Raw genomic sequence first — 11,992 nt, forward strand, 5'->3', positions numbered from 1 at the left:
GAGCGCGCCCTCGGGCACCGCCGAGTCCGCCGCCAGCACCAGGCGGGCGCCGCGCTCGGCCGCCTCCGCCGACTTGGCCAGCAGCAGCGCCGCCAGCGTCGGGTCCTGCACGCGCTCGCGCAGGTCAGCCGCGTACGCGCCCACGCTGCCGTGGGTGATGAACCCGATGGCCGCCTCGTGCTCGCCCAGCTCCAGCAGGCCGACGACCGTGTGCATGCGGTTGGCGAACTCGTGCGCCTGGGCGCGCAGGGCCTCTGTCGCGCTGCTGGTGTCGTCCAGCTCGCGCGCCAGCCGTACCAGCTCGGTGCGGTCGCGCAGCGTCACCACCCAGCCGCGCTGCTGTCCGCGTACGGAGACCGGCGTGCGGTTGAGCACCAGCACCCGGTCTCCGTGCAGGACGATCCGGTCCTCGCCCGGGTCGGCGCCGCCCAGCACGTCGCGCATGCGCTCGGAGACCGGCATCCGGGTCAGGTCCTCCCCCACGTCGCCGAGCAGTTCGCGGGCCGCGTCGTTGACCAGCGTCACCCTGCCGGTGAGGTCGAGCGCGAGCACGCCCTCCTTGACGCCGTGCAGCACGCCCTCGCGCTGCTCCAGCAGCGCGGCGATCTCGCTCGGCTCCAGCCCGAACGTCTGCCTGCGCACCCGCGCCGTGATCAACGCGGCGGCGGCCAGCCCGGCGATCAGCACGGCCAGCGCGGTCCAGAGCAGCGGGGGCAGCGCGCCCGCGAGCTGGCCGGTCACCGTGGCCTCCAGCACGCCGACGGAGACCAGGCCGATGACGTCGCCGTACTCGTCGAAGATCGGCGCCTTGCCCCTGACCGTGGTCCCGATCGTGCCGGTCTCGGTGCCGACCCAGCTCTTGCCGGTCGTGAGCACCGAGGTGCCGTCCGTGGACAGCTTCTGGCCGATCAGCGCGGCGTTGGGGTGCGCGTAGCGCGTCTGCTCGCGGTTGGCGATCACGACGTAGTCGGCGCCGGTGGAGTGCTGCACGCTGAGCGCGAGCGGCTGGAGCACCGACTCGGGACGGCTGCTGGCGAAGGCCGCGCGCACCTGTGGCAGCCCGGCGACCGACTGGGCGATGGCCAGCGCCCGCTGCTGGTGCAGCGAGTCGAGCTGGTCGCGCGTACGGGTGGCCCACACGCCCGCGGTGCCCCCGACGGCGAGCAGCACGATCACCATCTGGAGCACGAAGAGCTGGGTGCCGAGGGAGGCGTCACGTACCCGCTTCATCTGACTCATGGAAACAGCCGCAGGTCACAGGGCGGTCGCGACCAAAAAGAACTAAAAGACTACTATCAGATAAAGCTCGACTCCGACGGGACCGGACTTCACCATCCAGATTCCATAACGTGAAATCCCCCCTTGGAGTGCACATGCGTCTGCGCATATTTGCCGCACTCGCGGCGATCTCGGTGGCCGCGCTCACCGGCTGCGGCCAGAACACGACCGGTGGCGGCGGCACCGGCACCCTCCGGATCATGGCCCCCGCCTCGCCGGGCGGCGGCTGGGACCAGACGGCCCGTACGGCCGAGCAGGCCCTCAAGGCGGCCGACCCGAACCGCAAGTACGAGGTGTTCAACGTCCCCGGCGCGGGCGGCACGATCGGCCTCGCCCAGCTCGCCGGAGAGAAGGGCAACGGCAACCTGCTCATGACCATGGGCCTGGTCATGGTGGGCGCGATCGAGCAGAACAAGTCGAAGGTCACACTGGCCGACACCACGCCGATCGCCAAGCTGACCGAGGAGTACGAGATCGTCGTGGTCCCGGCCGAGTCCCCGTACAAGCAGCTGTCCGACCTGGTCACGGCCTGGAAGGCCGACCCGGCGAAGGTCTCCGTCGCGGGCGGCTCGGCCGGCGGCACCGACCACATGGTGGCCGGCCTGATGGCCAAGGCCGCGGGCGTGGACCCCAAGCAGGTCAACTACATCGCCCACTCGGGCGGCGGCGAGGCGCTCAACGCCCTGCTCGGCAACAAGGTCACGATGGGCATCTCGGGCGTCGGCGAGTTCGCCGAGCACGTCAAGTCCGGCAAGCTGCGCGCCCTGGGCGTCACCTCGGCGGAGCGGCTGTCCAATGTGGACGCGCCGACCCTCAAGGAGGCCGGCCTGGACGTGGAGCTGGCCAACTGGCGCGGCTTCGTGGCCCCCGGCGGGCTCAGCGAGGCCGACAAGAAGGCGCTGACCGACCTGGTGACCAAGATGCACGACTCGCAGGTGTGGAAGGACGCGGTGGCCAAGAACGGCTGGATCGACTCCTTCCAGACCGGTCCGCAGTTCGCCACCTACCTCGCCGCCGAACAGGCCAAGGTGAAGGCGGTCATCGCCGCGATGGGCCTCGTCGCCTGATGTCCTCACCTGACACCCCCGTATCCGGGGCTCCTCCCACCGGCGCCGAGGAACGCGACAAGCGGCGCCGGTGGTGGCGGCCCGAGCTGGTGCTCGCGCTCGTGGTGCTGGGCCTGGGCGTGCTCGTCATCGTGGGCACCCTGGACGTGTCGGCCGCCGCGTCGCAGCTGGGCATCGGTCCGCGCTTCTTCCCGATGCTGGTGGGCGGCTCGATGGTCGTCGTGGGCGTGTTCTACGTGGCCGACGTGCTGCGCGGCGGGCGGGGCGACCCCGAGGAGAGCGAGGACGTCGACGTGGACGCGCCCGCCGACTGGCGCAGCGTCGGGCTGGTGAGCGGGATCTTCCTGGCGTTCACCGCGGTGCTGAACGTGGTCGGCTGGATCATCGGCTCCGCCCTGCTGTTCTTCGGGCTGTCCGTGGTCCTCGGCGCCCAGCACAAGGCGCGGGCCGCGGTCGTCGGGGTGGTGCTGGGAGTCCTCACCTACCTGGTGTTCGTCAAGGGGCTGGGCGTCACGCTCCCGGCCGGGCCGCTGCAGGGGGTGATCTAGGTGGAGTCGTTCCAGCTGCTGCTGGACGGGTTCGCGGCGGCGCTGACGCCGGTCAACCTCCTGTACGCGCTGATCGGCGTCACGCTCGGCACCCTGGTCGGCGTCCTGCCCGGCATCGGGCCCGCGATGACCGTCGCGCTGCTGCTGCCGATCACGTTCACCGTGCCGCCCGCGAGCGCGTTCATCATGTTCGCCGGCATCTACTACGGCGGCATGTACGGCGGTTCCACGACGTCGATCCTGCTCAACACGCCCGGCGAGTCCGCCTCGATGATCACCGCGCTGGAGGGCAACAAGATGGCCAGGCGCGGGCGGGCGGCCCAGGCGCTGGCCACGGCGGCCATCGGCTCGTTCGTCGCGGGCACGATCGCGACCGCCCTGCTGGTCGTGGCCGCGCCCGCGGTGGTGAGCTTCGCCATCTCGTTCGGCCCCGAGGACTACTTCGCGCTCGCGGTGCTGGCGTTCGTGGGCGTGTCGGCCGTGCTGTCGCGCTCGCTCGTGCGCGGGCTGGCCTCGCTCGGGCTGGGCCTGGTGATCGGGCTGGTCGGCATCGACCAGCAGACCGGGCAGGCCCGGCTCACGATGGGCGTCCCGCAGTTGCTCGACGGCATCGACGTGGTGATCGTCGCGGTCGGCCTGTTCGCGCTGGGCGAGGCGCTGTACGTGGCCTCGCGGCTACGCCACTCGATCCCCGAGGTGGTGCCCGTCGGCCGGGCCTGGATGGGGCGCTCCGACTGGGGGCGGTCGTGGCGGCCGTGGCTGCGCGGCACCGCGCTCGGGTTCCCGTTCGGCGCGCTGCCGGGCGGCGGCGCGGAGATCCCCACGTTCCTGTCGTACGCGACGGAGAAGAAGCTGGCCCGCGGCGCGACCCGCGAGGAGTACGGCAAGGGCGCCATCGAGGGCGTCGCCGGGCCCGAGGCGGCCAACAACGCCTCGGCCGCGGGCACCCTGGTGCCGCTGCTGACGCTGGGGTTGCCCACGTCGGCGACGGCCGCGATCCTGCTGGCCGCCTTCCAGCAGTACGGCCTGCAGCCCGGCCCGCAGCTCTTCGACCACAACCCGGCCCTGGTGTGGGCCATGATCGCGTCGCTGTTCATCGGCAACACGATGCTGCTCGTACTCAACCTGCCGCTGGCTCCGCTGTGGGCCCGGGTGCTGCGGATCCCCCGCCCGTACCTGTACGCCGGGATCATCGTGTTCGCCGCGCTCGGCGTCTACGCGCTCAACGCCACCGTGGTGGACCTGCTGGTGCTGTTCGTGCTCGGCCTGCTGGGGTTCGCGATGCGCCGCTTCGGGCTGCCCATCGCCCCGGCCGTGATCGGCATGATCCTGGGGCCGATGGCGGAGATCCAGTTGCGCCGGGCGCTGGCCATCGGGGCGGGCGACATCACCGTGCTGGTGAAGAGCCCGATCGCCGCGGTGCTGCTGTTGCTGGCCTTCGGGGCGCTGCTGACTCCGCTGGTGCGCAAGCTGGCCGAACGGCGCCAACTCGCACCGACCCACATCCACGAGGAATAACCCGCCAACCCCCGGGCAGCAGGGACAGTGCTTCTTGGGGAAGCTGTCGGGATGCGCGAAGGCCCCGCCCGGTCCGTCGGAACCGCGCGGGGCCTTCTCGTGCCTGGATCGATGTCCCTCTACTCGGAGGCGCCGAGCTTCTCCAGGATCATCGCGCGGGCGCGGGCCGCGTCGGCCTTGCCGCGGCTGGCCCGCATCACGCCGCCCACCAGTGCGCCCGCTGCCGCGATCTTGCCGGAGCGGACCTTGTCGGCGGCGTCGGCGTTGTCGGCGATGACCTGGTCGACGATCGCCGACAGCTCGCCCTCGTCGTTGACGATCTTGAGCCCGCGCTTCTCGACCACCTCGTCGGGCGAGCCCTCCCCGGCGAGCACGCCTTCCAGCACCTCGCGGGCCAGCTTGTCGTTGAGCTCACCCGAGGCCACCAGCTCGGTGACGCGGGCGATCTGGGCGGGAGTGATCGGCAGGCCGGCGAGCGCCGTCCCGGACTCGTTGGCGCGGCGCGCCAGCTCACCCATCCACCACTTGCGCGCGTCCGCGGCCGGCGCGCCCGCCGCGACCGTGGCCTCCACCAGGTCGATCGCGTCGGCGTTGTGCATCGCCTCCATGTCCTTGTCGGACAGGCCCCACTCCGCCTGCAGCCGCTTTCGCCTGACGGACGGCAGCTCGGGCAGGGTCGCCTTCAGCTCGGCCACCCACGCCGGGTCGGGCGCGATGGGCAGCAGGTCGGGCTCGGGGAAGTAGCGGTAGTCCTGCGCCTCCTCCTTGGACCGGCCGGACGTGGTCGTGCCGGTGTCCTCGTGGAAGTGCCTGGTCTCCTGGACGATCCGGCCGCCCTCGGCGAGGATCGCCGCCTGCCGCTCGATCTCGCTGCGCACCGCGCGCTCGACGCTGCGCAGGGAGTTGACGTTCTTCGTCTCGGTGCGGGTGCCCCACTCCGACGAGCCGCGCGGCATCAGCGAGACGTTGACGTCGCAGCGCAGCGACCCCTCCTCCATGCGCACGTCGGAGACGCCCAGCGAGCGCATGATCTCGCGCAGCTCGGTGACGTACGCCCTGGCCACCTCCGGCGCGAGCCGGTCGGTGCCGGGGATGGGCTTGGTGACGATCTCCACCAGCGGGATGCCGGCGCGGTTGTAGTCGACGATCGAGTAGTCGGCGCCGTGGATGCGGCCGGTCGCGCCGCCCATGTGGGTGGACTTGCCGGTGTCCTCCTCCAGGTGGACCCGCTCGATCTCGATGCGCACGGTCTTGCCGTCCACCTCGATGTCGAGGTGGCCGTCGTAGCAGAGCGGCTCGTCGTACTGCGAGATCTGGTAGTTCTTCGGCATGTCCGGATAGAAGTAGTTCTTCCGGGCGAAGCGGCACCACTCGGCGATCGAGCAGTTCAGCGCCAGGCCGATGCGGATCGTCGACTCGATCGCCTTGGCGTTGGCCACCGGCAGCGAGCCGGGGAAGGCCAGGCAGGTCGGGCAGACCTGGGTGTTGGGCGGCGCGCCGAACGCCGTCGGGCAGCCGCAGAACATCTTCGACGCGGTGCCCAGCTCGACATGGGTCTCCAGGCCGAGGACCGGCTCGAAGCGGTCGAGCGCCTCGTCGTAGTCCATCCTGGGGGTCCTGGTGGTGGTCACAGTGCCGCAGCCTCCTTAAGCAGCGGGCCGCCCCAGCGGCTCTCCAGGGCCTTCTCGACGGCGGCGCCGACCCGGTAGCACCGGTCGTCGCCCAGCACCGGCGCCATGACCTGCAGGCCGACCGGCAGGCCGTCCTCGTCGGCCAGGCCGCACGGCACCGAGATGGCCGCGTTGCCCGCCAGGTTGGACGGGATCGTGCACAGGTCGGCGAGGTACATCGCCATCGGGTCGTCGGCGCGCTCGCCGATCGGGAACGCCGTGGTCGGCGTCGTGGGCGACACCAGCACGTCGACCTGGTGGAAGGCGGCGTCGAACTCGCGCGAGATGACCGTGCGCACCTTCTGGGCCTGGCCGTAGTAGGCGTCGTAGTAGCCGCTCGACAGCGCGTACGTGCCGAGCATGATGCGCCGCTTGACCTCAGGGCCGAACCCGGCCGCCCTGGTCAGCGCCATGACCTCCTCGGCGCTGCGGGTGCCGTCGTCGCCGACGCGCAGCCCGTAGCGCATGGCGTCGAAGCGCGCCAGGTTGGACGAGCACTCCGACGGCGCGATCAGGTAGTAGGCGGGCAGCGCGGTCGCGAACGACGGGCAGGAGACCTCGACGACCTTGGCGCCCAGCGACTCCAGCAGCGCCACGGCCTCGTTGAAGCGGGCCAGCACGCCCGGCTGGTAGCCGTCGCCGCCGAACTCCTTGACCACGCCGACGCGCATGCCGGAGACGTCGGCCTGCCGCGCCGCCTCGACCACCGAGGGCACCGGCGCGTCGATCGAGGTCGAGTCGAGCGGGTCGTGGCCGGAGAACGTCTCGTGGAGCAGCGCCGCGTCCAGCACGTCGCGCGCGAACGGGCCCGGCGTGTCGAGCGAGCTGGCGAACGCGATCAGGCCGTAGCGGGACGAGCCGCCGTAGGTCGGCTTCATGCCGACGATGCCGGTGAGCGCCGCGGGCTGGCGGATCGAGCCGCCCGTGTCGGTGCCCATGGACAGCGGCGCCTCGTACGCGGCGACGGCGGCGCTGGAGCCGCCCGACGAACCGCCCGGCACCCGCGTCAGGTCCCACGGGTTGCGCGTGGGGCCGTAGGCCGAGTTCTCCGTGGAGGAGCCCATCGCGAACTCGTCCAGGTTCGTCTTGCCGAGGATGACCAGCCCGGCCTCGCGCAGCCGCCGCGTCACGGTCGCGTCGTACGGGGGGCGCCATCCTTCGAGGATCTTGGACGCGGCCGTGGTCGGCATGTCGGCGGTGGTGAAGATGTCCTTGTGCGCGATCGGCACCCCGGCCAGCGGGCCGAGCCGCTCCCCCGCGCGCAGCCGCTCGTCGACGGCGCGGGCCTGAGCCAGGGTGACCTCGCGATCGACGTGCAGGAACGCGTTGACCTTCGGCTCGACCTCGGCCATGCGGTCGAGATGGGCCTCGGCCACCTCCACGGCCGACGCCTCGCCCGCGGCGATCAGCGCGCCGAGCTCCGCGGCGCTCTTGCGGATCAGGCTCATGCCTCCTCCCCCAGGATGCGCGGCACCCGGAAGCGGTCGTCCTCGACGGCGGGAGCGCCGGACAGGGCCTGCTCAGGGGTGAGAGACGGTCGCACCTCGTCGGCACGGAAGACATTGGTCAGCGGGAGCGCGTGCGACGACGGCGGCACGTCCTCGGCGGCGACCTCGGCTACTTTCGCGACCGACTCGATGATGGCATCGAGCTGCGTGGCGTAGTGGTCGAGCTCGTCGTCCGTGAGCGCCAGCCTGGACAACCGGGCCAGGTGTGCGACCTCGTCGCGGGTTATGGCGGACATGAGTCGTTGAACCCGTTTCGTGGATGGAGTTTGGACACTCACATCCTAGGGGCCTTGACGGAACGCCTCCGAACCATTAGCCACCTGGAAACACGTCCGCGGCGCGGCGGCGGGAGTGACCGTCCGGCACATCCGTTCGCGTGCCGTGATCAGCCGTACAGCTCGTCGAGGCCCACGGTCCGGACGTCCGTCTCCGATCGCAACGCGCCGTCGAAGCCCGCGCCGCTGTAGCACGCGAGCAGGGTGTCGCGCACGTCATAGCCTTTCGCGGCGAGCACGTCCTTGGCACGTCTGAGCCGCCTGGAGTGGGCGGGGCCCATCGTCCTGCCCCATTTCGCCTCACCCAGAGAGAGGACGCGCCGAGCCTCCCCAGGCGCGGCGGGCGCGAACACCACGACGTCGACCTCGATCCGTTCACGGCTCACCGGATCGGTGATCACGCCCGCGCCCACTTGTCCGGGCAGCTCGCCGAAGACGTCCTCGACCCGGGCGAACTCGCGGCAGATCTCCTCGAAGTGCGGACCCAGCACCCGGTCGCTGAACCGCCCTCGGGAGTCCTTCCAGACGGCGACCGCTCGGCCGCTCTCCAGCAGCCCCCAGCGCGGGCGCATCACCACCTGGTAGAAGGTGATCAGCGGTTCGCGCACGTGATAGACCGACCGTGAAGGGCTGAAGGCGTCGTGCTCGCGGCGGAGGAGAGACCTGTCCTCCAGCACGTTGAGGTGGTGGCCGATGTCGGTGACCTTGCGCCCGATATAGGCGGCGATGCCGCCCCGGGTGCCGTTCCCGGTCGCCACCGCGGCCAGCACGGAGTGATAGAGGGCGGAATCGCGCACGTCCGCCTCCTCCTCAAGGAGGTAGCGGGCCTCGCGGAACAGGGGCGTTCCCGGGTCGAGGACTGTCCGCTGCACCCAGTGGTCGAAGTCGTCGAGCCCTTCCGGGGTGTCGTCGCCGACGAACCTGAGGTAGGCCGGAGTGCCTCCGACCACAGCATGAGCGCGCACGGCCAGCCGCGGGTCCGCGATCCGCCAGTATTTCGCGGCCAGACGATAGTCGAACGGGCGTACCACAAGCTCCAGGGACGCCCGGCCGCGCAGCGGAGCGCCTCCGGCCAGCAGGCCTCCCATGACCGACATCGCCGACCCGCACAGCAACAGGGACACGGGCGCGTCCGTGGCCATCGCCCGGTCGATCTCACGCTGGATGATCGAAGGGAGCGCGGGCGAAACCTTGCTCAGGTAGGGAAACTCGTCGATCACCATGAGTTCGCGCCGCTCGGCGCTGGTCGCGAAAGCCTGCCGCATGGCTTCGTCCCAGCTTCCGAACCGGAACGGCACGACCGTGCGGACATGCTCGGTGAGCGCTTCGGCGAAGAGCCTCAGTGACTCGGCCTCGGTGGCCTCCGTGGCACCGAAGTAGCAGCCCCCTGTCTCTCTGGCCAGCGCCTCCACCAGAAAGGTCTTCCCCTGACGGCGACGCCCGCTTACGACGCCGAGTTGTGGCCGACGGCCGATGCGGTCGGCGAACCTGGCCAGATGCCGCCACTCGAAGTCTCGCGCGAAGATCCGCTCCGGCTTTTCGATCACAGGGCGTTCCAAAGATAGGAGTGTACTTCTAAGAAGTGTACTCCTACCCTTTACGCCGTCTGGGTGACCTCGGAGCGGTAGCCGTACCCCATCTCGGGGGTCGCCTGGTGGCGCTCGCGGAGCCAGGCCGTGGCGTCGGCTGAGGACATGGGGCGCCCGAACAGCCAGCCCTGGCCAAGACCGCAGCCCATCTCGGCGAGCCGCAGTGCCACCTTCTCCGACTCGACCCCTTCGGCGACCGAGCGCAGGCCGAGGGAGCGGACCAGGTCGACGATGGAGCGGACGATCCGGTCGTCGTCCTCCGACTCGGCCATGCGGCGCACGAACGAGGAGTCGATCTTGACCTCGGAGACGGCCAGCCGCTGCAGCCGGATGAGGGAGGAGTAGCCGGTGCCGAAGTCGTCGAGGGCGAGCGGCACGCCGAGCGCCGCCAGGGCCTTGATCGTCTCGTGCATGTAGGCCTGGTCGCCCATCAGGATGCGCTCGGTGACCTCCAGCTGGATGGCCGCCGGCGGCAGCTGGTACTTGGCCAGGCCCAGCTCCAGTTGCTCGGGCAGGGCCGAGTCGAGGAGGTCGCGGGCCGAGACGTTGACCGAGACCTGCACCCGCAGGCCCGTGTGCCACCAGCGGGCGGCCTGCTCCAGGGCGGCCTCGATGACGTACGCGGTGAGCTGGCGCATCAGGTAGGACTGCTCGGCGAGCGGGATGAACTCCGACGGCGCGATCTGGCCGTGCACCGGGTGACGCCAGCGCAGCAGCGCCTCCACCCCGTGGACCGTGCCGTCGGTGAGACAGACCTTGGGCTGGTAGTGCAGCGTGAGGTCGCGGTTGTCGACGGCGCGGCGCAGGTCGCCCAGGAGGTTGAGGCGCTCGGGGGAGTTGCGGTCCTTGTTGGGCTGGTAGAGCTCCACGCCGCTGCGGCTCTCCTTGGCGAGGTACATGGCCACGTCGGCGCGTTGCAGCAGTAGCTCGAAGTCGGGGGCGTGGTCGGGGTAGAGCGCGATGCCGACCGAGCCGTCCAGGTCGAAGGTCATGCCCTCCAGCCGTACGGGCTCGGTGAGGGCCGCTCTCAGCCGGGCGGCCACCTCGCGGGCCGCGTGGGCGTCCCTGATCGAGGGCAGCAGGACGGCGAACTCGTCACCGCCCAGCCGGGCCACGACGTCGCCGGGCCGTACGGAGTGGGTGAGCCGGTGCGCCACCATCTGCAGCAGCCGATCGCCCACCGGGTGGCCCATCGTGTCGTTGACCTCCTTGAACCGGTCGAGGTCGAGCAGGAAGAGGCCCACCCGCTCCTCCTGCCGGGCCTCGGCCAGCGCCTCCTCGGTGCTGACGATCAGCATCTTGCGGTTGGGCAGCCCGGTCAGCTCGTCGTGCATCGCCTGGTGGTCGCGGCGCATGGACAGGGTGGCCGTGAAGTAGACGGCGGCCAGGGGCGCCACGAACAGCGGCACCATCTCGGGCGCGCGGCTCATCACGACCACCACGAGCGGCGCGAGGCCGAGCAGCCCGGCGTAGACGAGACTCTGCGGGCCGACCGTCGCCCTCAGCACCCGGGTGATCGACCTGCGCTCGTGCAACGCCACGGCCCCGCTCACCAGCGCGGCGCGTACGGCGAAGTAGGCGACGCCCGCCAGCCCGATCGCCAGCAGGTCGCTCCCAGCCGGCACCCACGGCCGCGCCGGGCCGGGCACGATCCCGAACACGCCCAGCACCACGGCCGCGGCGGTCAGCGCGAGCGTCGACTGGGCGGTGTTGAACATCACCCGGTGCCACGCCTTGCGGGTCACCACCCCGTTTATCACGACGGCCACCGCCTGCATCAGCACCGCGACCGGCAGGCCCAGGTGGAGCAGCACGGCGAACGTGAACATCGTCGACGGATATGTGCCGCCCACCACCGTCGCGGACGACACCATGACCGGCCTGAGCTCCCCCAGGATGACGAGCACAGCCAGCACCCAGAACAGCGGCGTGCGCGCCAGCTCCACCAGAACGGCCGGATCCAGCACGAGTATGGCCACGACCACCGCGGTGAAACCGATCACGGAACTGCCCGCGAGGTACGCCCACAGGGGCGTGCCGACGCGTGGTCCTGTGTCGCGGGTGTCGGTTGGGTCAGTCATCGGTAAACAGAACCCCCATCAGGTCACTATGGGAGGGTACGACCTTTACCCCACTTCGCGAAACCAAGCGCGTACGTTCCGTCACATCTCCTTTCGGACATATGCCCAGAAACAACACTCCGTAGACAGCATATCGACGCTGTGTACCTACGGGGTGGGTTTTCGCCCCTTTTGCTGCCTCGCGCGACAAACCCACCCTCATCCCCGTAACCCGGCGGCGCCCCGCCCCACCGGCCCGACCTGCCGGAACGCCATCCCCGCCAGCCCCGCCACCCCCCGGCCTCCCGCCAGTATCGCCACACCCGATCTCCCGGACCGGCCCCACCTGAACCCTTCTTTGGGACCGGCCCACCACCCCGCGCGAACCGTCTCCGGGACCATCCTGCCGCCCCACGCCCCTCCCCGCCCCACCCGCTGCCCCCCAAATGCTCCGCACCGCCCCCTCACCGGAACCGGCG

The 11,992-nt window shown here is 70.8% G+C and carries 9 protein-coding genes; 3 read left to right on the forward strand and 6 right to left on the reverse strand.

From position 1 onward, the window contains the following. A partial coding sequence (locus DQW85_RS08180; RefSeq protein WP_240197018.1) for a PAS domain-containing protein occupies positions 1-1,230 on the reverse strand: 1,230 nt, incomplete at its 3' end. Between the two features lie 143 nt (positions 1,231-1,373). Here DQW85_RS08180 and DQW85_RS08185 point away from each other — a divergent pair. From DQW85_RS08185 to DQW85_RS08195, 3 genes are read left to right on the forward strand one after another with little or no spacing between them, the layout of a single operon-like run. Next, on the forward strand, positions 1,374-2,345 hold the full coding sequence (locus DQW85_RS08185; RefSeq protein ID WP_113699764.1) for a Bug family tripartite tricarboxylate transporter substrate binding protein: 972 nt from the start codon (positions 1,374-1,376) through the stop codon (positions 2,343-2,345). Continuing rightward, the gene (locus DQW85_RS08190; RefSeq protein WP_113699765.1) at positions 2,345-2,893 is read left to right on the forward strand and encodes a tripartite tricarboxylate transporter TctB family protein; all 549 of its coding nucleotides are present in this window, start codon (positions 2,345-2,347) and stop codon (positions 2,891-2,893) included. Before DQW85_RS08185 ends, DQW85_RS08190 begins: the two co-directional genes overlap by 1 nt. Further along, positions 2,894-4,411 carry a tripartite tricarboxylate transporter permease gene (locus tag DQW85_RS08195; RefSeq protein ID WP_113699766.1) on the forward strand — a complete coding sequence of 506 codons (1,518 nt, stop codon included), beginning with the start codon at positions 2,894-2,896 and terminating at the stop codon, positions 4,409-4,411. Positions 4,412-4,530: 119 nt separating this feature from the next. Here DQW85_RS08195 and gatB read toward each other — a convergent pair whose 3' ends face one another. The 5 genes from gatB to DQW85_RS08220 all read right to left on the reverse strand — a co-directional run bounded on the left by gatB (position 4,531) and on the right by DQW85_RS08220 (position 11,534). Beyond that, positions 4,531-6,018 (reverse strand): Asp-tRNA(Asn)/Glu-tRNA(Gln) amidotransferase subunit GatB, encoded by a 1,488-nt coding sequence (gene gatB, locus DQW85_RS08200; protein WP_113699772.1) that lies wholly within the window; start codon positions 6,016-6,018, stop codon positions 4,531-4,533. Positions 6,019-6,038: 20 nt separating this feature from the next. After that, positions 6,039-7,529 (reverse strand): Asp-tRNA(Asn)/Glu-tRNA(Gln) amidotransferase subunit GatA, encoded by a 1,491-nt coding sequence (gatA, locus tag DQW85_RS08205; protein WP_113699767.1) that lies wholly within the window; start codon positions 7,527-7,529, stop codon positions 6,039-6,041. After that, a complete protein-coding gene (gene gatC, locus DQW85_RS08210) occupies positions 7,526-7,825 on the reverse strand; it encodes an Asp-tRNA(Asn)/Glu-tRNA(Gln) amidotransferase subunit GatC (RefSeq protein ID WP_113699768.1) in 300 nt (99 codons plus the stop codon). The genes gatA and gatC overlap by 4 nt, the downstream gene beginning before the upstream one ends. Positions 7,826-7,974: 149 nt before the next feature. Beyond that, on the reverse strand, positions 7,975-9,423 hold the full coding sequence (locus DQW85_RS08215) for an ATP-binding protein (protein WP_240197019.1): 1,449 nt from the start codon (positions 9,421-9,423) through the stop codon (positions 7,975-7,977). 38 nt (positions 9,424-9,461) lie between these two features. Continuing rightward, positions 9,462-11,534 (reverse strand): putative bifunctional diguanylate cyclase/phosphodiesterase, encoded by a 2,073-nt coding sequence (locus DQW85_RS08220; protein WP_113699770.1) that lies wholly within the window; start codon positions 11,532-11,534, stop codon positions 9,462-9,464. Between the last annotated feature and the right edge of the window lie 458 nt (positions 11,535-11,992).

The sequence above is a fragment of the Nonomuraea lactucae genome (genome assembly GCF_003313395.1).
Lineage (GTDB): Bacteria > Actinomycetota > Actinomycetes > Streptosporangiales > Streptosporangiaceae > Nonomuraea > Nonomuraea lactucae.

Coding starts and splice junctions, on each gene's coding strand:
- DQW85_RS08185 (WP_113699764.1), top strand. CDS start 1,374: ATGCGTCTGCGCATATTTGCCGCACTCGCGGCGATCTCGGTGGCCGCG.
- DQW85_RS08190 (WP_113699765.1), top strand. CDS start 2,345: ATGTCCTCACCTGACACCCCCGTATCCGGGGCTCCTCCCACCGGCGCC.
- gatB (WP_113699772.1), bottom strand. CDS start 6,018: ATGGACTACGACGAGGCGCTCGACCGCTTCGAGCCGGTCCTCGGCCTG.
- gatA (WP_113699767.1), bottom strand. CDS start 7,529: ATGAGCCTGATCCGCAAGAGCGCCGCGGAGCTCGGCGCGCTGATCGCC.
- gatC (WP_113699768.1), bottom strand. CDS start 7,825: ATGTCCGCCATAACCCGCGACGAGGTCGCACACCTGGCCCGGTTGTCC.
- DQW85_RS08220 (WP_113699770.1), bottom strand. CDS start 11,534: ATGACTGACCCAACCGACACCCGCGACACAGGACCACGCGTCGGCACG.